22 protein-coding genes are annotated in these 20,001 nt (G+C 45.4%); 11 read left to right on the top strand and 11 right to left on the bottom strand.

Annotated features, from left to right (window positions below; translation table 11 throughout):
* Positions 1 to 70 precede the first annotated feature (70 nt).
* Positions 71 to 337, top strand: a complete 267-nt coding sequence (locus tag R7F07_RS06920) for a DUF2999 family protein (RefSeq protein WP_004746427.1) — start codon at positions 71 to 73, stop codon at positions 335 to 337.
* A gap of 111 nt (positions 338 to 448) precedes the next feature.
* Here the strand turns inward: R7F07_RS06920 and R7F07_RS06915 are convergent, their stop codons facing one another.
* Both R7F07_RS06915 and R7F07_RS06910 read right to left on the bottom strand, forming a co-directional pair.
* Complete coding sequence (locus R7F07_RS06915) at positions 449 to 1,036, bottom strand: GNAT family N-acetyltransferase (protein ID WP_171342415.1); 588 nt, start codon at positions 1,034 to 1,036, stop codon at positions 449 to 451.
* Positions 1,037 to 1,127: 91 nt separating this feature from the next.
* Positions 1,128 to 1,991, bottom strand: a complete 864-nt coding sequence (locus R7F07_RS06910) for a helix-turn-helix domain-containing protein (RefSeq protein WP_258495473.1) — start codon at positions 1,989 to 1,991, stop codon at positions 1,128 to 1,130.
* 184 nt (positions 1,992 to 2,175) lie between these two features.
* Here R7F07_RS06910 and R7F07_RS06905 point away from each other — a divergent pair, with 184 nt between their 5' ends.
* Both R7F07_RS06905 and R7F07_RS06900 read left to right on the top strand, forming a co-directional pair.
* Positions 2,176 to 3,075 (top strand): AraC family transcriptional regulator, encoded by a 900-nt coding sequence (locus R7F07_RS06905; protein WP_009706616.1) that lies wholly within the window; start codon positions 2,176 to 2,178, stop codon positions 3,073 to 3,075.
* 299 nt (positions 3,076 to 3,374) lie between these two features.
* Entirely contained in the window at positions 3,375 to 4,472 is a 1,098-nt protein-coding gene (locus R7F07_RS06900) for a YdcF family protein (RefSeq protein ID WP_171342413.1), read from the top strand.
* Positions 4,473 to 4,525: 53 nt separating this feature from the next.
* On the opposite strand, the gene R7F07_RS06895 is transcribed toward R7F07_RS06900, so the two are convergent.
* The 3 genes from R7F07_RS06895 to R7F07_RS06885 form a co-directional block, all read right to left on the bottom strand.
* On the bottom strand, positions 4,526 to 4,861 hold the full coding sequence (locus R7F07_RS06895; RefSeq protein ID WP_132936218.1) for a type II toxin-antitoxin system RelE/ParE family toxin: 336 nt from the start codon (positions 4,859 to 4,861) through the stop codon (positions 4,526 to 4,528).
* Positions 4,862 to 4,874: 13 nt separating this feature from the next.
* The gene (locus R7F07_RS06890) at positions 4,875 to 5,117 is read right to left on the bottom strand and encodes a type II toxin-antitoxin system Phd/YefM family antitoxin (protein ID WP_005383516.1); all 243 of its coding nucleotides are present in this window, start codon (positions 5,115 to 5,117) and stop codon (positions 4,875 to 4,877) included.
* Positions 5,118 to 5,381: 264 nt separating this feature from the next.
* Positions 5,382 to 5,804 (bottom strand): organic hydroperoxide resistance protein, encoded by a 423-nt coding sequence (locus R7F07_RS06885; protein WP_171342412.1) that lies wholly within the window; start codon positions 5,802 to 5,804, stop codon positions 5,382 to 5,384.
* 137 nt (positions 5,805 to 5,941) lie between these two features.
* Between R7F07_RS06885 and R7F07_RS06880 the strand changes: the two genes are divergently transcribed.
* From R7F07_RS06880 to R7F07_RS06865, 4 genes are all read left to right on the top strand, one after another.
* Positions 5,942 to 6,400, top strand: a complete 459-nt coding sequence (locus R7F07_RS06880; RefSeq protein WP_130545668.1) for a MarR family winged helix-turn-helix transcriptional regulator — start codon at positions 5,942 to 5,944, stop codon at positions 6,398 to 6,400.
* A gap of 305 nt (positions 6,401 to 6,705) precedes the next feature.
* Positions 6,706 to 7,263 carry an alkyl hydroperoxide reductase subunit C gene (ahpC, locus tag R7F07_RS06875; protein WP_005374632.1) on the top strand — a complete coding sequence of 186 codons (558 nt, stop codon included), beginning with the start codon at positions 6,706 to 6,708 and terminating at the stop codon, positions 7,261 to 7,263.
* 170 nt (positions 7,264 to 7,433) lie between these two features.
* Entirely contained in the window at positions 7,434 to 9,002 is a 1,569-nt protein-coding gene (ahpF, locus tag R7F07_RS06870) for an alkyl hydroperoxide reductase subunit F (protein ID WP_005374617.1), read from the top strand.
* A 920-nt stretch (positions 9,003 to 9,922) separates the two neighbouring features.
* On the top strand, positions 9,923 to 10,342 hold the full coding sequence (locus R7F07_RS06865; RefSeq protein ID WP_005374615.1) for a VOC family protein: 420 nt from the start codon (positions 9,923 to 9,925) through the stop codon (positions 10,340 to 10,342).
* 79 nt (positions 10,343 to 10,421) lie between these two features.
* Here R7F07_RS06865 and R7F07_RS06860 read toward each other — a convergent pair whose 3' ends face one another.
* Together R7F07_RS06860 and R7F07_RS06855 are read right to left on the bottom strand one after the other, a co-directional pair.
* Positions 10,422 to 10,961, bottom strand: a complete 540-nt coding sequence (locus tag R7F07_RS06860; RefSeq protein WP_005398264.1) for a CAP domain-containing protein — start codon at positions 10,959 to 10,961, stop codon at positions 10,422 to 10,424.
* 127 nt (positions 10,962 to 11,088) lie between these two features.
* A complete protein-coding gene (locus R7F07_RS06855; protein ID WP_054576541.1) occupies positions 11,089 to 12,045 on the bottom strand; it encodes a LysR family transcriptional regulator in 957 nt (318 codons plus the stop codon).
* Between the two features lie 126 nt (positions 12,046 to 12,171).
* Between R7F07_RS06855 and R7F07_RS06850 the strand changes: the two genes are divergently transcribed.
* The 3 genes from R7F07_RS06850 (at position 12,172) to R7F07_RS06840 (ending at position 14,371) form a co-directional block, all read left to right on the top strand.
* Positions 12,172 to 12,858 (top strand): DJ-1/PfpI family protein, encoded by a 687-nt coding sequence (locus tag R7F07_RS06850; RefSeq protein ID WP_005374612.1) that lies wholly within the window; start codon positions 12,172 to 12,174, stop codon positions 12,856 to 12,858.
* 120 nt (positions 12,859 to 12,978) lie between these two features.
* Positions 12,979 to 13,509: a sigma-70 family RNA polymerase sigma factor gene (locus R7F07_RS06845; protein WP_255209459.1), complete on the top strand. Its 531-nt coding sequence runs from the start codon at positions 12,979 to 12,981 to the stop codon at positions 13,507 to 13,509.
* 166 nt (positions 13,510 to 13,675) lie between these two features.
* The gene (locus tag R7F07_RS06840) at positions 13,676 to 14,371 is read left to right on the top strand and encodes a VC0807 family protein (protein ID WP_053303949.1); all 696 of its coding nucleotides are present in this window, start codon (positions 13,676 to 13,678) and stop codon (positions 14,369 to 14,371) included.
* Positions 14,372 to 14,444: 73 nt separating this feature from the next.
* On the opposite strand, the gene R7F07_RS06835 is transcribed toward R7F07_RS06840, so the two are convergent.
* Both R7F07_RS06835 and R7F07_RS06830 read right to left on the bottom strand, forming a co-directional pair.
* Positions 14,445 to 15,437: a zinc-dependent alcohol dehydrogenase family protein gene (locus R7F07_RS06835; protein ID WP_158155576.1), complete on the bottom strand. Its 993-nt coding sequence runs from the start codon at positions 15,435 to 15,437 to the stop codon at positions 14,445 to 14,447.
* Positions 15,438 to 15,525: 88 nt separating this feature from the next.
* Complete coding sequence (locus R7F07_RS06830; RefSeq protein WP_054575376.1) at positions 15,526 to 16,341, bottom strand: AraC family transcriptional regulator; 816 nt, start codon at positions 16,339 to 16,341, stop codon at positions 15,526 to 15,528.
* A 111-nt stretch (positions 16,342 to 16,452) separates the two neighbouring features.
* Between R7F07_RS06830 and R7F07_RS06825 the strand changes: the two genes are divergently transcribed.
* Positions 16,453 to 17,157: an MOSC domain-containing protein gene (locus R7F07_RS06825; RefSeq protein ID WP_025768698.1), complete on the top strand. Its 705-nt coding sequence runs from the start codon at positions 16,453 to 16,455 to the stop codon at positions 17,155 to 17,157.
* A 55-nt stretch (positions 17,158 to 17,212) separates the two neighbouring features.
* On the opposite strand, the gene R7F07_RS06820 is transcribed toward R7F07_RS06825, so the two are convergent.
* Both R7F07_RS06820 and R7F07_RS06815 read right to left on the bottom strand, forming a co-directional pair.
* Positions 17,213 to 18,451, bottom strand: a complete 1,239-nt coding sequence (locus R7F07_RS06820) for a DEAD/DEAH box helicase (RefSeq protein WP_025768699.1) — start codon at positions 18,449 to 18,451, stop codon at positions 17,213 to 17,215.
* Positions 18,452 to 18,715: 264 nt separating this feature from the next.
* Positions 18,716 to 19,717 (bottom strand): arginine deiminase-related protein, encoded by a 1,002-nt coding sequence (locus tag R7F07_RS06815; RefSeq protein ID WP_005383547.1) that lies wholly within the window; start codon positions 19,715 to 19,717, stop codon positions 18,716 to 18,718.
* Positions 19,718 to 20,001 lie beyond the last annotated feature (284 nt).

The raw sequence follows: 20,001 nt of genomic DNA, 5'->3' as shown, positions 1-20,001 counted from the left end.
CGGGAGCCCCAATTATTCTACTAGAACAAATACTGGCAACCAAGTCATACACTGATTGAAAGGAAATATGATGAACCCAATTATCGCCTTGCTGAAAGAGAACAACATCAGCGATGAGCAAATCAACGAGATTTTTCAGACTCTGACGCAAAACCCTCTAGCGGCAATGGCAACAATCAGCCAACTAGGTTTGCCACAAGACAAGCTACAAATGCTGATGGCGCAAGTGATGCAAAACCCTGCGCTAATCAAAGAAGCCGTAGACGAGTTGGGATTGGATTTCTCAAAGGTTGAAGAAGCAAAAGAGAAGCTTCAAAGCCAAAACCAAGGCAACTAAGTCTTAGCCATTTAGCGCTGAATATAGAAAAGGCCGTTAACCCGAGCATGTGGGTTAACGGCCTTTTTTGTTCGCTACGTTGTTGTTAGCTACTTTTTTGTCGGCTAATTATTAGCGATTTAAAGACGCGAATTGCTCTGCGGTCATACCGTAGTAGAGCTTGTCGTCAAAGCCTTGCTCTAGTTTATAGTAGTCTTTCTGACGTCCTTCTTGAGTAAAACCATTTTTCTCTAACGTCTTGTAAGAACCAGCATTAGAAGCGTAGCAATCGGCACTGACTTTATGGGCGTTTAGCTCAGTAAATCCAATCTCGGTCATCATTTGGCAAGCGCGAGTCGCAACGCCTTTGCCCCATGCACAAGTTGGTAACTGATAACCCACTTCGTAGTTGCCAGTTAAGAACATCACTGCGGTCACTGCACACATTCCCATGTACTGACCTTGTTGGTCACGAATCACGAACGTTGGGCTATCTGGCCAAACACCGTCTTTGATCGCTTGTGCCGTATTTTCAATAATAGGGCCAAAGAAGCCTTCATATAGGCTGTTGTCAGCAGGTGCGAAGAACAGATATTGATTGACCTTATCGTCGTTCAACATCTCGATAATATCTTGTAGATCAGAGCCTTGAATCAGTTGGATAGTCAACGATTCGTTAAATGGGATGGCTTCGCCTTGTTTTAGTTTTTGATATGACATGTGTTACCTCGTTATCTGCTGAAAATAGTAGCCCAGCGGATAAGAGAAAAATTGGATTTTTGCGACAACTTTCAGGCTGATTGGTAATGTATTACGACTCAAAGTCGCCATAGATATCGATGGTTAAGTCACGCTTTTTCAAGTACTTGCTCGGCGTTTTTCTTAGCTGCTGTTTGAGGGTACGAATCAAATGCGATTGGTCACTGAAACCAAATTGTTGTGAGAAACTCGCCCAATCAATCGCTTCTTGTTGCTTGTAGAGAGTCAAAATCATCTGCTCCAGACGCGCCATTTGTTGATACTGCTTAACGCTCAACCCCACCACTTGTTTGAAACTGCGCTCAAGCGTTCTGCGAGAACAGGCGCACTGTTTGGCTATCTCATCAATATCCATCGCTAACTCAGGTGAACGTAGCGCTTGAGCGTCCATCACGGATACCGCTTTTTGTGACGCCAAAAACCGTTTGGTACGGCAAGGTTCGATATCTAACGCATCTAAATGTTGTTTGATGTAGTTCAGCAAACATTGCGATGAACCTTGCAACTCTAACTGCCATAAGCCTTGTTGAAAGCGCTCATCAAACGCCGCGTTAAGCCAATCAAACCATTCGCATTGGTTAATTGCACTAACTTGGGATGCATCACTAAACCGTGATTCAATGGCATAAAAACCCTCTGGGCGAAAGGTGATACCAATACGCTTGATGGGAGCCGTATCTTCCAACAACAGTAAATGTTCGTTAGCCATTAACAAGTGGCAGCCTTTGCCAGCAAGCTTTGTGTGTCCCGTGTCGTAGCTGTAGCCTTGCTCTGGTGGCGTAAAGAGTAAATGAGCACGCGGGTTTGGGATAAGGTGCGGCTTGGGGTCAATGACTTCACCCTCTGGCACTTCCAAGTACCAAACTTGATGAATGAGCCATTCGTACTCTGGCAGAGACTGTTTCCAAGCTATCATGATTGTCCTAGCGGTTAGTAAAGATAATGGGCGCAACGTTTTTGCTTAAACATCTGCTCGTTGAGTGTGACTGATTGACGCTCATCTCGCCACGCATTTCTCACGCTGCTCCCTTGCAAGCTTGTTGGATTGCGGTAGGCTTTGAGCAGAGAAAACAAGCTGAACAGAACAAGGAAATCCCCCGATGCGCGTCGACTACCACCAACGACTGGTTCCTGTGATTCGTTATTTAGAACAACACTTTAATGAACCACTCAATCTGCCAGAAGTGGCCGCGCTGGCGAACCTTTCTCCTTATCACTTTCATCGCACCTTCAAAGCCGTGCAAGGCGAGACATTGGCTGATTTCATTCGACGTTTGCGTCTAGAAGCCGCCGCCGATGACTTATTCAAATCCAAGCAACCGGTATTAAACATTGCCTTAGAGTACGGATTTTCTAGCTCACAGAGCTTAGCCAAAGCCTTCAAGCAACATTATGGCGTTACACCTACGGCCTTTCGCGACTGCGAAAACTACCAGCAGTTTTCTGAATTAGCACGAAACAGCAAGATTGGACACACGTTGCGCAAGAATGGAAACGAAGTAACACCAAGCGATTCATATACTGGCTCTGAACTCACCAAATGGAGCATGACAATGGAAACGCAAAACTTTGAAAAAGCAAAACTGGCTTACATTCGCGTAAACGGCCCTTACGGCCAAGGCTATGAGGAGCCATCAGGTCGCTTGTATCAATGGGCAGGAATGAAAGGTTTAGCAGGCAATACCTGCATCTTCATCTACCATGACAATCCAGAAATCACGCCAGACGAGAAGTGTCGCACTGATATCTGCTTGATGGTGCCAGAAGATACGGAAGTTCCAAAAGGCATTGAGCTGCAAGACTTCCCCGGTGGTCAATATGCGGTGATGCGCCAGCACATTACTGACCCGAGCCAATACTCAAAAGCATGGGATGATGTCATGAGCAAGGTAATTGAATCCGGTATTGAGAACGATGACCGTCCTTGCTTTGAGCTTTACCACAGCTTCGACCCACAAACGCATCATGCAGACGTTAGCTTCTGCACCGCGATCAAATAAACCAAAAGCCTGCATCGTTGCAGGCTTTTTCATTTCTTACTCTGGTCGCTTAAATCCCTTCTTCTAAACGCTGTTTATCTTTTAATCCAATTACTTAGAATACGAACGAATACCTTTTTATTTTCGTGATCCTACTTCGCGTTTTGACTACGCGCGTTCATTCGCTCGACTGAGTTGGGATTCATTTCACAGATTATTCATGAAGCGAACCTAGACTGAAAAAAACTCCATCGACCCCGTTCGACCTACAACGCTAGGCACAATAAAAACTAGGTGCTACAGCACCTCTAGGACATTCCATGAAGAAGAACTTACTTGCCATTGCTCTTGGTAGCGTGATTGCGCTGACTACTGCCCCATACTCTATCGCGGCTAACGATGCTGCCGTCCAATCTTCCGCCGATTACTCACAAATCGTCACTAAACGTCAGGTTGTCGACCAACTTCTCAACGACGCGGTACAAGCATTCAAATCCCCTGCGCGTATCTCACATGCGGGTTTTACCGCCAAAATGCCGAGCAACATGGAGATTGTTACCGACCGCTTATTAGAAGCGTACAAACTTGAGCCGTACCGTACTGACCTACTGATTTCTGCAGCAAACGCGCAGATCTACAACAAGAATGCAGACCGCGCGATTGAACTGTTTGAACAAGCCCTTTCTGTTGCACCAGATGATGTGGATTTGCACGCTTACTTAGCGGTATGGCAACGCTTTGAGGGCAACCAAGCGGAATCAGCGAAACACATGGCGACGCTCACTAAGCTCAATGCAGGTAAAGCCGCAGACATCCAACGCATCTTCGACACCGTAGACCGCGTACTTGCCACGCCACTAAAAGAGAAAGCCGACAAAGGTAAATTGGATGACAAAGGCGCAATCGTCACATTGGGATACGCGCTGAACCCAGATGGTTCAATGCATCAAATCTTGGTTGAGCGTTTGGAAACCACGCTAGCCATGGCAAAAGCAAACCCAGACGCGTTGATCGTATTGACGGGCGGCGTACCAAAGAACCACAAAACCGAAGGCAAGTTAATGGCGGATTGGCTGATTGAAAAAGGCATCAGCAAAGATCGCATCATTGAAGAAAACTACGCCACCAGCACGGTAGGTAACGCTCTATTCAGCAGCTACGCATTGGCACGTCATAACATTAAACACGCGACCATCATCAGCTCAGCGAGCCACGTACGCCGTGGTCAAACCTTGTTTGAAATCGCAAGCTGGCAAACTGGACCACAAGACATCACTTTTGACACAGTGAGCTACCCAGACAAGCCACTGAAAGACTTAGCCAAAGCCAGCGATGGCGAACTGCTTGGTATCTACCGCGATGCACTGCGTACTTACGGCATGTGGAGCTACCGCTCTTACCCGCTAGAGTCGCGTTAATACACTAGAGCCAGAAAGCAAAAGAGACCGCGTTAATGCGGTCTCTCATAGAATCATTTGAACATGATGCAATGGTCAATCAATGCGTTTTGTAGGTTTTGTTTGTCACTCAGAATCACTAGAGCATAGATAGTATTTTTGTCACCAATTCGGTAAAGCAGCTTGAATCCATCAAAGCTAAATTGCCGAATGTCGTACACACCGATTGTTGTCAGTTCATAACAAGAAGGATAGATAGACGGGTTATTCAAAACGTTGAGTTCAAACCTCTGCTGAACCGCAATTAATCTATCAATCACATCGTTGCGAGCGCTCCAGTTCGATAAATAGTTAATACTCTGAATAGCTGTATTTTCAAAGGTTTGTGTATAGAGAACTTTTGCTTCCATGCTCTTATCAAACTCAATCTTTGAGTGCTGCTAACGTGCTCTTCATATCTTCTGATGACTTTACACGTTCATTCGCAACATCATTTTGAGCAAAGCTAACAAACTTCATTAAAGCAATGGCTTCATCACGCTTCTGACGTTCTTCATAAGACTCAACGACATAAATAGGCTTACCATTTTGCGTAATCGTCATTGGTTCATCCAGTTCAAGCTTCGCAGCATTCTTTTTTAGATAACTTACCGTTTCAGTGCTCATCACATGACTCCTATCGGCAACCTCGCTGGTGTAACAACAAGCGAAACCAGCCGAGCTATACTGCAGGTTTGACCGAAATATTTGAATCAATAGAAAGTGCTAATCACATTCTATTTTTCGTTTAGATTTTGACCTAATTTTGCCAACTATACCTATGCATTTCGAACAAACCAAATTAAGTTTAAATTTAGACTCCTACTTCAAATATAGAAAAAGCCTGCGTACTTGCAGGCTTTCTTGTCTTTGTACAGTGATAAGAACCGCTTAAATTGCTTCGCCGTTTACCGTTACTACCACATCAATGTTGCCGCGAACTGCGTTTGAATATGGGCAAACTTGGTGTGCGATGCGCGTTAGTTCTAGCGCTTGTTCTTGTGGCATGCCTAGCTCTACCGCTAGGCTCACTGTTAGTGCAAAGCCGCCGTTATCGTTCGGACCGATGCCCACTTCCGCTGTTACGGGTGCACTTTTCAGGTTTACTTTACCTTCACGTGCTACGTGCAAAATCGCGTTAGAAAAACACGCTGAATAACCCGCTGCAAAAAGCTGTTCTGGGTTAGTTGCTGCGCCTGTGCCGCCCATTTCCTTCGGGTATGACAGCTCTAGATCGAGAAGACCGTCATCAGTTTTTACTTGACCATTACGACCAGCCAAAGCGGTAGCTTGAGTTTTGTATAGAGTAGTCATGCGAGTGTCCTTTTTAATTTAAGTTGCGCGCAATTTAATTGCTTGCAATCTTATATCGAAGTGAAGATAGTTTGCAACTATATTGTGCACAATTTATTTTATAACTCTCTTTCTCTGTAAGCAGGTAGGCAACACCAATGAGCCAGTGTTACACCGACAACACCATGACCGACGACGATAAACTCTTACTCGAAAACCAAGTTTGCTTCCCGCTCTACAGCGCAGCAAATGCAGTGATCCGAGCTTACCGCCCGTTGCTGGACGAGCTTGATCTGACTTATTCGCAGTACTTAGTGATGATGGTGCTATGGGAAAAAGACGGTGCCAGCGTAAAAGAATTGGGGTCTCAACTGCATTTGGACTCAGGCACACTCACGCCGCTGCTTAAACGCTTAGAAGCAAAAGGCTATGTGGAGCGCGGCCGAAGTGAAACCGATGAACGCGTTCGCGTACTCAACCTAACAGAGCAAGGTCGTAAACTTAAAGAACAAGCTAAGTCGGTGCCAAACGCCATGATGTGTAAAATCACATTAGAGCTGGATGAAATGATCATGCTGAAGAAACTGTGCGGCAAAGTGCTCGAAAATCTGAGCTAACAAGATAGAAGCATCCGCTTCACCACTTCCTATTAGAAAGAGCCTGCCGAGATGCAGGCTCCTTCGATCTTAGCGAGAAGATCTACTCAAAGTAATCATCGGTATTCTCTATTGCTAATCTGCCTTCATCTTCAATAAAACTTATCAATGCAAACTCACTTACATCGGATTTCCCTATCAAGTGAAATAGGAAATGGCTATCAATAGGATAGTTATAAGCGATTTTCCTTAAACACACTCCGATGAGAATATACTTTCCGAAAGCAACAACAGCTCAGCTTAAAACATTCAAAGGAAAGTAAATTATGATTAATACTCAAATCAAACCATTTGCAGCTACAGCGTACAAAAACGGCGAATTCGTTGAAGTAACAGAACAAGACGTCCTAGGTAAATGGGCAGTATTCTTCTTCTACCCAGCAGACTTTACGTTTGTATGTCCAACAGAACTGGGCGACCTAGCAGACCACTACGAAGAGCTACAAAAACGTGGCGTAGAAGTTTACTCAGTATCAACTGACACACACTTCACTCACAAAGCATGGCACGACAGCTCAGACACAATCGGTAAGATTCAGTACTACATGCTTGGCGACCAAACAGGCAACATCACAAACAACTTCGGTGTGATGCGTGAAGGTCAAGGTCTTGCAGACCGTGCAACGTTCCTAATCGACCCCGAAGGTACTATCCAAGCAATGGAAATCACTGCTGAAGGTATCGGTCGTGACGCAGAAGACCTACTACGCAAAGTGAAAGCAGCTCAATACGTAGCAGCGCACCCAGGCGAAGTTTGCCCAGCTAAATGGAAAGAAGGTGAAGAGACTCTAGCTCCATCACTAGACCTAGTTGGCAAAATCTAAGCCACTGAAATTTAAGTTCTAATCAGTTCCGATTTCCTTTTTCTGATTAGAACTGAATTAGAGAGCACTTCAGGTTAGATACCTTGACGACCTTCTGCCTGATTTGCTCTCTCCCCCTCAGGTTTTATCTACAGTAACCACTTTTAGTTTTAATTAAGGTAGTAACAACTATGTTAGACCAAGCGATCCAACAACAACTCAAACAATATCTGGCTAATGTAAAAGAAGAAGTTCGTTTAGTGGTTAGTCTAGATGAAAGCAAAGCATCGAATGACATTTTGTCTCTAGCGAACCAAATCGCAGAGATGAGCGACCTAATCACCGTTGAACGTGACGACAACGCAAGCGCACGTAAACCAGTGATGGCGGTAACTAACCCAGCAAAAGGCACAGCACTACGCTTTGCAGGCTTGCCAATGGGTCACGAATTTACCTCTCTAGTATTGGCACTGCTTCATTCTGGCGGTCACCCAATCAAACTAGAACCAGAAGTGATTGAGCAAATCGCAGCGCTAGACAAAGATCTAGACGTAGAAATCTTCATTTCACTGTCGTGTCAAAACTGCCCGGACGTGGTTCAAGCGTTCAACATGATGGCGGCGATCAACCCGAAAGTAAAAGCAACCATGATCGACGGTGGTTTGTTCCAAGATGAAGTGAAACAACGCGACATCATGGCAGTACCAAGCGTATTCGTGAACGGTGAGCTATTCGGTCAAGGTCGTATGTCTCTGACTGAAATCCTAAACAAAGTGGATGACGGCGCGAGCGAGAAAGCGGCGAAAGCACTAAGCGAAAAAGACCCATACGACGTACTTGTTGTCGGCGGTGGCCCTGGTGGTAGCGCAGCTGCTCTATACGCCGCTCGTAAAGGTATTCGTACTGGCGTTGTTGCTAAGCGTTTTGGTGGTCAAGTTATGGACACCATGGCAATTGAGAACTTCATTTCGGTAAAACGCACTGAAGGTCCAAAACTAGCAACTGACCTAGCAGAACACCTAAAAGAATACGACGTAGACGTAGTAACTGAGCAACAAGCTGAGAAGCTAATGGGCGCAGCACACACAGAAGATGGTTTGATTCACATCCAGCTTGAAAGTGGCGCAACGCTGAAAAGTAAGAGTGTCATCTTAAGCCCAGGTGCACGCTGGCGTGAAATGAACGTTCCGGGTGAGCAAGAGTACCGCAACAAAGGTGTCGCGTACTGCCCACACTGTGACGGCCCACTGTTCAAAGGCAAGAAAACCGCAGTTATCGGTGGTGGTAACTCAGGCATCGAAGCAGCTATCGACCTTGCTGGTATCGTAGAACACGTAACGGTTCTTGAATTTGCAGACGTACTTCGCGCAGACCAAGTGCTTATCGACAAAGCGAACTCACTACCAAACGTAGACATCATCACGATGGCGCAAACAACAGAAGTCGTGGGTGACGGTACTCGCGTAACAAGCTTGAAGTACAAAGACCGCAACACAGATGAGATCAAAGAGATTGAACTGTCAGGTATCTTTGTTCAAATCGGTCTAGTACCAAACACAGAATGGCTAAAAGATTCAGAAGTAGCGCTATCTGAGCGCGGCGAAATCGAGGTCGGTAGCCGTGGCGATACGAGCCTAGAAGGTGTGTTCGCAGCCGGTGACGCAACAACCGTTCCTTACAAACAGATCATCATTGCGATGGGTGAAGGTGCAAAAGCAAGCTTAGGCGCATTTGACTACCTAATCCGTAAGCAAGGTTAATCTCCAATTTCTTGAGCACAAAGCGCACGGTGCTGTGTTTTCTTCCCCGGAAAACCAATCGGGGCACCGTGACAGCGATGAGTAACAAGAAATACAATCAAAAAACCTAGAAGCCCAAAGACTTTGCCAGCAGATATTAACTGCTGGCTTTTTTGGTTTGGGGAGAGGTGTAAGCAAATCTCTCAGCGCTCCGAGTTCAAACTGGAGGGAATGGCTCTACAATCACGGATAATTCAGTTCACTCCACCAGCATCACAACGCGCTGCGAATAGATTCTGAATACTCGCTTAGGCTCCTTCAGAATGACGCTGTTCGTTTAGCGTTCTCTCCCCGTCATTCCCGCGAACCTAGGTGAGACTCGGAATCTACTCACCGTAAACTCGATCGAAAATGAGTAGCACGAACAAACAAAAGGTGAAACAAGGTTGCAAGCACCTTACCCAACATTCAACCAGCAACCCCACCTAACCTCCCCTTGTATCAAACTCCGAAGCTCTCAACACGCAGAGCTCAAAAGGGAGGAACTGGTTCTGTGCTCGCGGATAGTTCAATTCACAACGCAACATAACAACACACTGAAAGTAGATTCTGAATACTCGCTTAGGCTCTTTCAGAATGACGCTCTTCGTTTAGCACTCTCTTTCCGTCATTCCCGCGAACCTAGGTGAGACTGGGAATCTACTCACCACAAACTCGATCGAAAATGATTAGCAAGAACACGAACAAACAAAAGGTGAAACAAGGTTGCAAGCCCCTAACCCAGCTTTCAGATTCAAAGTACCAAACCCACCGAATCTCTCAATGTATCCAGATCCAAAGATATCAACCCTAAAAAATTTTAAAAAAGCCCTTTACCTCAACTTAACTTGAGATTTTAGCATATTCATCGTTGGCTAGAAAATGACAAAAAGGAGCACATCATGATCCAACTAGAACATATTAACTTAGTCGTGAAAGATATCCCTGAAATGCTGAAGTTTTACCAAACTGCATTTCCACATTGGTACGTGCGTGATGAAGGTAAAGGCGAATGGAGTGGCAAGCCAAGAAACTGGCTACATTTTGGCGACGAGTATCAATACATAGCCATGAGTGACCATGGCGAAGGAGAAAACCGCGAGTTGAGCGGGCACCAAGTTGGGCTAGCGCATTTTGCTTATGTGACCAACAACGTCGATGCAATCATCAAAAGACTAACCGATGCAGGTTATCCGATTGCCCAACCTGGTGCTGATGAACCATATCGCAAAAATGTGTATTTTGTTGACCCTGCAGGTTTTGAGATTGAATTTGTTGAATACCTGGCGGATGACCCAAAACTTCGTAACCTGACAAGCTAAAAGAGATGTAAATAATAAAACGCCAGCAGATAGTGACTGCTGGCGTTTTATTTTTTATCTATCGGGCTTCTTTATCGCATTAGCGCTGTTTGGCAAAAACCTGAGTCCAGTAATACCCGTAACGTGCAGAGTGATTTTCGACAAGCGACGCGCCCATCTGATCAAAATCCGCACTCATGATATTAAGGCAGTGACCTTCACTCGATAACCAAGCATTCACGACGGCGTTAATGGTGCTTTGCCCTACGGCGACATTCTCACCAATGGCGCTCCAAGCATAACCCGTTGCGTTAACTCGATCTGACATTTTGCTGCCATCAGAGCCTGTGTGGCTCATGAAATCGCTGTTCGCCATATCGCTTGAATGTCGATAAGCGGCGCTTTCCAAATCGTAGCTCCAAGTCAGGGCCCCAACAGGTGGCATGGTGGTTGCGCCACACTGTTGTGTAGTAGAGCGAGCGCTGTTGACCGCTGCAAGCATCTGCTCGGCAAATGTGCCTTGTGACGATGTGGAACCTGTGTTTTGTGAGCCGCTTTCTGCTGGGGCTGACGACTCCCCATCGCCGCCACATGCGCTGAGAAGTAGGGCCAAAGCAGGCACTAAGATCTTAGTTGGCATTGTCTTTCCTTTATGAGTGACGAAGAGCAAACTGCGCTTTTCGATAATAACGCCCAATAAACTAACAAAAACCAATAAAAGCGTCATATAGCTTAGGGGGTTTTAACCAAAGACTCACATGAAGTTTTCAATCGCCTTGGTTCGGTCGATAAATCGGCAACGTTTCAGCCCAAGTATGGAATGGCGTTTCATCCATATCCTGTATTGCTTGAGTGATAAAATCGATGAACACCCTAACTCGTGCAGGCACATAATCCCGGTTGGCATAGAGAAGATACACGCCATTTCCTGCTTGGCGCATGCTCGGAAATATCGGCACTAAACGCCCCGCTTTAAGCCAGTCTCTCGCGATAAAATGAGGGATCTGAGTTAATCCTAAGCCTTCTGCGCAAAGCTCTGCCATGGATTCACCGTCATTTACAATGTAGTTTCTTTCGGGGTCATATTCACTCGCACCGTCTGGTTCTGGCATCCGAATCGGCAACAGTTTCCCCGTTTGTTTAAAACGAAAACGAACCCAAGAATGGTCATTGAATACATCCGGGCCACTCGGAACACCATGGCGCGCTAAGTAATCCTGACTGGCACAAATGATAAAATCGATAGGGCTCAGCTGACGCACAATCAATTGACTATCGTGAACGACACCAGAGCGAATCGACACATCAATACCTTGCTCAATAATATCAACGTAGGCGTCATCGTAATGAATATCGATAGTGATGTTAGGGTAGCGGCGACAAAACTCTTTTAATAAAGGACGAATATAGAGGCGACCGTACGAGACTGGCACATTAATCTTAAGCTGCCCTGAAAGCGCATCATTGTGACTTTTTAATGAATCCTCACATGCCGCCAGCTCCTCCAGTACAAACCTAGCAGTATTTGCGTACCTACGACCAGCTTCTGTCAGGCGGCTCTGTCGCGTAGAACGTTGAAAAAGCTGTATACCCAAATCGCTTTCAAGACGATGTATGGCTTTACTCACGGTCGAAGGGTCAGTGCCATACACTTTGGCAGCCGCAGCAAAACTACCGCCATCTAAAGTGGCAATAAAAAATCGTAGGGACCGTATCTTATCCATATAACCAATGAACTCTATTCATGAATTTTATTCACTTTAGTAAAGACCAAGTGGCTCTTCAATCACTAATTAGCCTAAATATAATGAACCTCAATAACTTGATGCTCTGTTAGCGAGGAAAAAACCATGGGTAAAAACGGATTGAAGAATGCACTACAACTATTGATAGCGACACTAGTCCTATTCTTTGGGGTGCTTCAAACAGCACATGCCGCAGATAAACGAATTGGTATTCTGGTTTACGATGGCGTACTGACCTCTGATGTTACTGCTCCTTTAGAGGTTTTTGGCGTCGCAAGTCGTCTCACTTGGTTTAGTGATTATGACGTGCTCACCATTTCCGTCTCAGATCAGAAAACCATCACCACTGAAGAAGGATTAAAAATTGGTGTGGATGCTTGGATTGGTGATCTGCCGGAACTCGACGTATTGGTTTTAACATCCAGCTATGACATGGATGCACTAATCGAAAATAAAGATCTCATTCACTTTATTAAAACTACCTCAAAGGCGGCAGATTGGATGGCAAGTAATTGCTCTGGCGCGTATTTGTTAGCCGAAGCTGGCCTTTTAAACGGCAAAAAAGCAACAACTTGGGCCGGAGGTGAAAACGGCTTTCAAAGAGATTACCCAGCAGTCAAAGTACAAGTCGACCAGAATTTTGTCATTGATGATGGCGTTATCACTTCGAACGGTAGCCTAGTTAGCTATCAAGCTGCTCTTAAGCTACTTCACCTTATGACTTCAGAGTCTAAAGCTCAGGAAGTCGCAGATGCCATCCAGTACTCACGTTTTTCCAACCAACCATTTTAAGCGTGTAAGAAAGTAATCAGAGCCACCCTTCGATATTTCGAAGGTTAACTCTTCGAATTTATCTTCCTAATCGAACAACCCTTTTTATCACTGTAAAAGCGATAAAAAGGGTTGTCGTTCATCTGGCAGACACAACGTGCTCTCCAAACTTTTTATCTTAATGCTATGGAAAAACATAAACGTTACGAAGCACTGACGAAAGATCGATACCAAGAGATCTACCGTCTCGCGTATTGGTTATGCAAAGATCACCACCTTGCTCAAGATTTAGCGCAAGAAACCTTTCTGAAAGCGTGGCGATTCTTTGATAAATTAAATGACCCCAACGCCGCGAAGTCTTGGCTCATTACTATTTTGCGTCGTGAGAATGCTCGGCGCTTTGATAGAAAACAGTACGATTTTGTCGACATTGATGAGTGTGCAATACAGACAAAAACCTACCCTGGCAGTGACTACGACATGGCCCAAGATTGGCTTCAAAAACAAATGATGATTCTCGAACCCAAATACCGAGAGCCGTTGCTCTTGAGCTTAGTGGCTGGGTTGAATCATGATGAAATTGCCCAAGCCTTGAGGCTCAACCACAACACAGTGGCGACTCGATTATTCAGAGCGCGTAATCAGATCATCGCACAGAAGGAGAGTCATTAAGACACAAAAAGTAGTCAACCATGTAAACTAACTGGCTATGCTCCGGTCTATTTCATAAGTCGTTACACAACTCGACGCTTTAACGCTTTACATCAAGCGCGACTAGATGAACACTTCTTGTCAAAGTACAATAACAGCCGACATAGAGTAGAGTCAGTAAAACATTATGAGTAACACGACGGCGAAAAAGCCGAATCCCTTATTTGAAATCCTTTTCAACGTATTTATCCCTTCCTTCATTTTGATGAAGTTTAGTGGCGATGAGCATCTAGGGACAGCAATGGCGCTGGTTGTCGCTTTGCTATTTCCTATCATTTATGGCGGTATGGACCTTGTCCGTAACAAGAAATTTAACTTTATTTCTGCTCTGGGCTTTATCAGTGTTCTACTAACTGGTGGCATCGGCTTGTTAGAGCTTGATACACGCTGGTTAGCACTAAAAGAAGCCCTGATTCCTGGCCTGATCGGTTTAGCGGTTTTGGGTTCAACGTTTACCCGCTACCCGCTGATGCAGAAGTTAGTACTGAATGACACAGTGTTGAACCTCGCGTTGATTAACCAACGTTTAAAAGAAAATGATAAAACCGATGCGTTCGAACGTTGCCTTATGTCTTCTAACTACCTGTTTGCAAGTACTTTTGCGTTCTCATCTGCAATGAACTACTTCCTTGCGACTTGGATTGTGACTAGCCCTTCTGGTACTGCTGCCTTTAACGAAGAGTTAGGAAAAATGACGCTGTACAGTTACCCAATGATTGCCATCCCAAGTATGTTGATGATGTTCGGTATTTTTTATTACATTTGGCGTCAAGTACGTGCGATGACATCGCTCGAAACAGAGCAAATCTTCCATCTAAAATAGCCCTATCATTACAAATAAACCCATAAAAAAGGGAGGATTTTATCCTCCCTTTTCTCAACAGACTCACTGTAAATCATAGCGTCAAAATGATTTTACCTGACACTGCTGACGAGCGTCGCTCAACCATTTCAATCGCTGTTTGAAAGTCCTCTAACGACAGATCATATGCAACGTTTAACTTTATGTCGCTGCTAGTAAAGTGTTCTAACATTTCAGCGAACACCGTCTTTCTCCCGCCTTTACCTACCGATTCTTCCCAATACCGCAAAAAGAATGTACTAAAGTCGATGTTGTTGGCCTTCATCGATTCAAAAAACTCAGGCGTATAAGGCGTTAACGACAATGTTCCGTAGTTGATGTATTGGCCGTTTTCTTTCAAGGTACGAATGAGATCCGTGCCAGCCTCACCGCCTATCGCATCCAAAGCGACCGTTGGTTGTGGCAGTTGGCGCGTTTGCAGCTGCGCGTGTAAGTCTTGTTTTGCGTCCAACACTGGAATCGTATCGTACGGATACTTTTCTGGCTTTGAAGTCACAGCAATCAGTGTAAAACCCAGTGAGTGAGCAAGCTGGGCGAATATCTTACCGATCGCTGACCCTGCCGCATTGATGATCACCACATCGCCTTTGTTCAACTTCGCCACTTTAGTGGTGATAACCCACGCGGTTAGCGCGTTGATGTACAATTGGCAGGCATAGCCGTTCTCCAAACTCTCAGGTAGCGGAAAAAGATTCTCAGGCGCGGCATCTATGTAGTATTGCCAAGTACCACTCATCGCCACCAACACCTTTTGCCCAACTTGAAGGTCAGTTTGACCGACTGCACTGACTTCCACCACACGCCCAACCGCTTCAAATCCCGGCACGCGAGGTGGTACGTGAACGCGGCGGTATTGCCCAACACCATGAATGGAAAGCAAGTCACTTGGGTTAATGTTTGTAGCTTCGAGTCTCACCCGAACCTTGCCCTGAGCAAGCGGTTTGAGGGGCTCTTTTTCCAACGACAGCGACGTTTTGGGTTGGCCAAAACAGAATTGATTCACTCGAGTATTTATCGTTGGTGCCATTGTTATTCATACCATGTAATTGAAATTCAAAAAGGAAGTTTCGTAACTTCTACTCAAAAGCATTAAGTGAAGTCGAAACTCTGTACTTCTACCTGCGCGATGCGCCGTTCACTCTAAACTGTTGTGGCGTCATATCAAAATAGGCTTTAAATGCTTTGATGTAGGATGAGTCGTTTTGATAACCCACTAGGTCTGCAATGGCTTGGATTGACAACGATTCATCTAACAAAGAAAGCGAGTAAATTAGCCGAATTTGTTGCCGCCAAAGTAGAAATGAAGTGTTGAATTCCTTGGCGAACAGCCGTGATAAAGTACGCTCAGACGCCCCAATTTTCTCCCCCCACTCTTTTAGCGAACAGCTCAACGCTGGCTCGTCAGTCAGTCGCTCGAAAATCAGTTTTAGTCGTCTGTCTTGTGGCAGCAATAACTGAAATGTCTGCACGTTGCGTTTCAAAATTTGATCATGCAGCACCGCCAGCAAATGCAGCACTTCTTCGTGGCTTGTCTCACCTTCACACTGTCTGCGGATCTCTTGTAAAAGCTCATTTAAAAACGACGTTAAAGCAATGGTTCTCACTTGTGGCTCGTACGTTGCGCCAAACTCAGGGTTGAGGTAAATACCAACAAATATCGTGTTGCTTAGAGCAATCGACTCGTGTTGAACACCCGCAGGAACAAATAACGCAGAGGTGTGCGGAACCAAATGCTGATAATGCTCCGTTTGTGTTTGCAATAACCCTTTGATAGGAAAGATGATTTGATGCCAAGTGTGTTGATGCAGCGCATCAATGTAACCTTTTGGCATGTCGATGGTTTTCACCAAAACAGGAGAATGGGGATTCGCGTCCATCATCTTATTGGAGGTGACGACGCCTGACTTCGAATCAATTTGGCGAGTTAGCATTGTTAGTTGTCTTTTCATCCCTACACCGACACAAGTTTACTAGGCTATCATGCTCCGCATCGCGAATGAAGGTAAACACTTTATCTCTCATTCAAATAATAAGGAGGTTACATGAAGAAAATCGGCGTCGTAAAAGCAGTGCTAGCAGGGAAAACCGTCCCTTATGCTCATGGTGCGCAAAGCGCAATCAACAAACAAGTGCTGCCTGAGCGCCAGCATGCAACAGAGCTCGGTTTTATCAGTGATGAGCAAGGTGATCCGCGCTTTCATGGTGGCATTCAAAAAGCGCTTCATATTTACCCAAGCGAACACTACCCAATCTGGCAACAAGAATTAGGCGAAAGACCAATTTTCCAATCCGCCGGCGGCTTTGGCGAAAACATCAGCTCCGAAAGCGTCACCGAATCCACGATTTGCTTGAAAGATAAAATTCGCATCGGCTCAACACTACTGGAAGTGTCGCAAGGTCGCATGCCTTGTTGGAAACTTAACGTACGCTTTGACCAACACGACATGGCGAGAAGACTGCAAGATACGCTTCGAACAGGCTGGTATTTCCGAGTGCTGGAAGAAGGCGATATCGGTGCAGGTGACGAGATTATTCTGTGCGAAAGACCTTATCCAGAATGGCCATTGGCTCGTATCATGGGTGCGGTTTTCACTGGCTGTTTAGATAGAAAAGAACTCACTAAGCTGTCTGAGCTGCCGTTAGTCGAGTCTTGGGGCAAGCTGGTCGAGCGCCGTCTAGAAACTGGTGAAGTCGAAGATTGGGAAATGCGCTTGATTGTCCCAACTGCCGTTAATACTCAAAAGTAAAATTTGTAAGCCATGCTCTGAACCGACTATGCCGTCAAGAGCGTGTTTTTTTGGTTTACTTCGCACTCGGGGCTGGGCGTTTCGACTTACCTTGGAACTGCTTAATGCTCTTCTTAGCATGAGTTCGGCGGTTGGCTTTTTTATCGCGTGGCGCGCGTTTGCTCTCGCCAGTTGATGGCTTATCCGTTACTGGAAAACCAACCAGATCTTGCACTAGCAATGCACGTTGAGTCAGGTGACGAATCGCGTTTAGTGCGTCCATTTCACCATGACAAACCAATGACACCGCCACACCTTGTTGGCCTGCGCGAGCGGTACGTCCTACTCGGTGAACGTAAGTTTCTGCATGCATTGGCAGTTCAAAGTTGATCACTACAGGTAATTGCTCAATGTGAATGCCACGCGCTAGTAGATCGGTGGCAATCAACACCTGAATTTGCCCAGATTTAAACTGCGCCAGTGCTTCTTCTCGCTCATCTTGACTCTTATTGCCATGCAGCGCATTGGTTGAGATGCCCGCTTTATTCAGCTTCTTCGCTAAGCCATCGGCGTTCTCTTTCGCACCAATAAAGACTAATGCCTGAGCCCACGCGTTTTTTTGAATCAGTTCAATCAATGCCTTGGTTTTACTGCCTTTGTTGACGAGGTACAGCGTTTCAGCAATATCTTGGTTGGTGCTGTTTTCTTGATGCGCTGCAACTTGCTTTGGTGCCTGCATAAGCAGCTTCGCTTTACCCTTCAACTCATCTGAAAACGTTGCCGAGAACATCGCGGTTTGACGCTGATTGAAGGTTTGCATCGAAATCTTTTGTACGTCAGGCCAAAAGCCCATATCCAACAAACGATCCGCTTCATCCAATACTAGATAATGAACATTGCTCAAATCCAGGCCATTGTTTGCTAGGTCAACCAAACGACCTGTCGTCGCGACAAGGATATGAGGATTTGTCGCTAGCGCCTGCTGTTGTTGCTCTTTATCAACGCCGCCACACAAGCACACTGTTTTAATGCCAATAACTTGACCAACTTGGTTAACTGCTTCACTCACTTGCATTGCCAGCTCACGCGTTGGCACAAGAATCAGCGCCTTTTGCTCTGGATTGACACCCAGCTTTTCCAACAAAGGCAAACCATAAGCAAGGGTTTTGCCGCTGCCTGTATTTGCCAAAGCCAATAGATCTTGACCAGCCAACAGCTCAGGAATGGCCAACGCTTGAATATCGGTCGGTTTCTTGAAGTCTTTTGGCAGTGCGTGAATCAGCTCAGAACTCAATGAGAGAGTAGAAAATGGCATTAGCGAAACCTTGTACTTTTGGTTGAAGAAGCAATAAAAACAATGAAGATGCGGTAAAACGCAGGCGCGGACTTTATCACAATCTGCTAGGTGAACCATCCTATTTTAGGCGCTTAAACCAAGCGTCGCCTACGCAAATCGTCAGAAAACTAAAAAGCGCAAAAAAGCCGTTAGTCTGTACTGCCACAGAGCTAACGGCTAAAAACCCTTGAAGAGAACGCTTCATCAGCCTTTCACTGCGGCTGAAAAGAAATGTGCAGTTTATTAAAGCACAGCTTTACGATTCGGTAAGAACACTTCACCCAACATGCAACGAACCGAACCACCACCAATAGATTCTATGGTAGAAACGTCGAATGGCAGCAATTTACCGTGCGTTGCCAATTGGTTTCTTTGTGCTGGTGAAAATGCATCGTACGCCGATTGCGACATCGCAATCACCTTATCGCCGTTGATCGTTTCCAGTTGCAGAATGTTACCGCAGAACTGGTTCATCTGCTCAAGCGAAATTGAGATGACTTGCTTGTCTTTGGCGAGTGACTTCATTACAAAACGACGCTCAAATTCTGGGATCACTTCGTCACAAATCACGCAAAACTGTTCGCCAACCGCCATCATCACATTGGTGTGATAAATCGGCGCACCAGACGGCAAACGAGTTTGGAAAGAAATCACTCGTTCATAGCCAATACGATCGGCGTAATCTTCTAAAACCAGACGATCACAACGTTGTGAGAGTGCGGCGTAGACCGTTTTATTTAGGTGGTCAAACACCATCACACCCGTGCTTTCTAAATACGCTTGCTCATCAAGATATTCAGTTAGACTGCTGCGTCGATGAACTTCTCGCCCAGCTTGCGCTAGTGCTGCCACAAGCGCATCGGGACGTACTTCTTTTTGACGGTTTTCACAGGCCATTGGAAAGGTGTACAACGTGCCATCTGGCGTAGTGCTAAACCAATTGTTTGGAAATACCGCGTCTGGCGTCGCAACATCTGAAGTTGGATAATCAAACTCAACAACTTGAACGCCCTCTTGACGCAGCGTTGCAACCATACTCGCGAACTCGGCCATTACTCGACGTGAGACTTCTTCTTGGCTGAGTGACACTTTATGTTGGAACTCATTATCTTGTGCGGTTTCTTCATTAAAACGAAACTCTTTCGGTGGCACCATCACTACGCAGTTTGCGGTTTGGCGCTGAGCACTTTGCGTGCTTTCTTCTTTCCCATTAGCAAATTGGGTCACTGATTCGTGTAATAGCATCCAATACATTCCTTATCACTAGAATGAGGAGATTGTAAATTTATTGTTAACTTCAGTTTTGCTGTTTTGACAATTAATTTAATTGCACAAAAGTAATTTTTGCTGCATTAAGTTCATTTTTCCTTAAATTTTATTGTCACTTTGCAGGTTTAAGCTTTTATGGCACCACGATGAACATGATAAGAATTCATCATAAGAATCAGAACCATAGACAATCACACTCATAACCAACTAGTTACATTTAAGACACAATCGGTTAGACTATTTTTTCGCCCCTCTCGTCA

This window comes from Vibrio sp. YT-16 (assembly GCF_033337405.1).
Taxonomy (GTDB): Bacteria; Pseudomonadota; Gammaproteobacteria; order Enterobacterales; family Vibrionaceae; genus Vibrio; species Vibrio alginolyticus.
Note: the sequence above shows the minus strand (reverse complement) of the source record. Positions and strands in the feature narration are given on the sequence as shown.

Excerpts from the sequence above, each read along its gene's own strand:
- R7F07_RS06920 (WP_004746427.1), top strand. The coding sequence starts at position 71 with ATGAACCCAATTATCGCCTTGCTGAAAGAGAACAACATCAGCGATGAG.
- R7F07_RS06915 (WP_171342415.1), bottom strand. The coding sequence starts at position 1,036 with ATGTCATATCAAAAACTAAAACAAGGCGAAGCCATCCCATTTAACGAA.
- R7F07_RS06910 (WP_258495473.1), bottom strand. The coding sequence starts at position 1,991 with ATGATAGCTTGGAAACAGTCTCTGCCAGAGTACGAATGGCTCATTCAT.
- R7F07_RS06905 (WP_009706616.1), top strand. The coding sequence starts at position 2,176 with ATGCGCGTCGACTACCACCAACGACTGGTTCCTGTGATTCGTTATTTA.
- R7F07_RS06900 (WP_171342413.1), top strand. The coding sequence starts at position 3,375 with ATGAAGAAGAACTTACTTGCCATTGCTCTTGGTAGCGTGATTGCGCTG.
- R7F07_RS06895 (WP_132936218.1), bottom strand. The coding sequence starts at position 4,861 with ATGGAAGCAAAAGTTCTCTATACACAAACCTTTGAAAATACAGCTATT.
- R7F07_RS06890 (WP_005383516.1), bottom strand. The coding sequence starts at position 5,117 with ATGAGCACTGAAACGGTAAGTTATCTAAAAAAGAATGCTGCGAAGCTT.
- R7F07_RS06885 (WP_171342412.1), bottom strand. The coding sequence starts at position 5,804 with ATGACTACTCTATACAAAACTCAAGCTACCGCTTTGGCTGGTCGTAAT.
- R7F07_RS06880 (WP_130545668.1), top strand. The coding sequence starts at position 5,942 with ATGAGCCAGTGTTACACCGACAACACCATGACCGACGACGATAAACTC.
- ahpC (WP_005374632.1), top strand. The coding sequence starts at position 6,706 with ATGATTAATACTCAAATCAAACCATTTGCAGCTACAGCGTACAAAAAC.
- ahpF (WP_005374617.1), top strand. The coding sequence starts at position 7,434 with ATGTTAGACCAAGCGATCCAACAACAACTCAAACAATATCTGGCTAAT.
- R7F07_RS06865 (WP_005374615.1), top strand. The coding sequence starts at position 9,923 with ATGATCCAACTAGAACATATTAACTTAGTCGTGAAAGATATCCCTGAA.
- R7F07_RS06860 (WP_005398264.1), bottom strand. The coding sequence starts at position 10,961 with ATGCCAACTAAGATCTTAGTGCCTGCTTTGGCCCTACTTCTCAGCGCA.
- R7F07_RS06855 (WP_054576541.1), bottom strand. The coding sequence starts at position 12,045 with ATGGATAAGATACGGTCCCTACGATTTTTTATTGCCACTTTAGATGGC.
- R7F07_RS06850 (WP_005374612.1), top strand. The coding sequence starts at position 12,172 with ATGGGTAAAAACGGATTGAAGAATGCACTACAACTATTGATAGCGACA.
- R7F07_RS06840 (WP_053303949.1), top strand. The coding sequence starts at position 13,676 with ATGAGTAACACGACGGCGAAAAAGCCGAATCCCTTATTTGAAATCCTT.
- R7F07_RS06835 (WP_158155576.1), bottom strand. The coding sequence starts at position 15,437 with ATGGCACCAACGATAAATACTCGAGTGAATCAATTCTGTTTTGGCCAA.
- R7F07_RS06830 (WP_054575376.1), bottom strand. The coding sequence starts at position 16,341 with ATGCTAACTCGCCAAATTGATTCGAAGTCAGGCGTCGTCACCTCCAAT.
- R7F07_RS06825 (WP_025768698.1), top strand. The coding sequence starts at position 16,453 with ATGAAGAAAATCGGCGTCGTAAAAGCAGTGCTAGCAGGGAAAACCGTC.
- R7F07_RS06820 (WP_025768699.1), bottom strand. The coding sequence starts at position 18,451 with ATGCCATTTTCTACTCTCTCATTGAGTTCTGAGCTGATTCACGCACTG.
- R7F07_RS06815 (WP_005383547.1), bottom strand. The coding sequence starts at position 19,717 with ATGCTATTACACGAATCAGTGACCCAATTTGCTAATGGGAAAGAAGAA.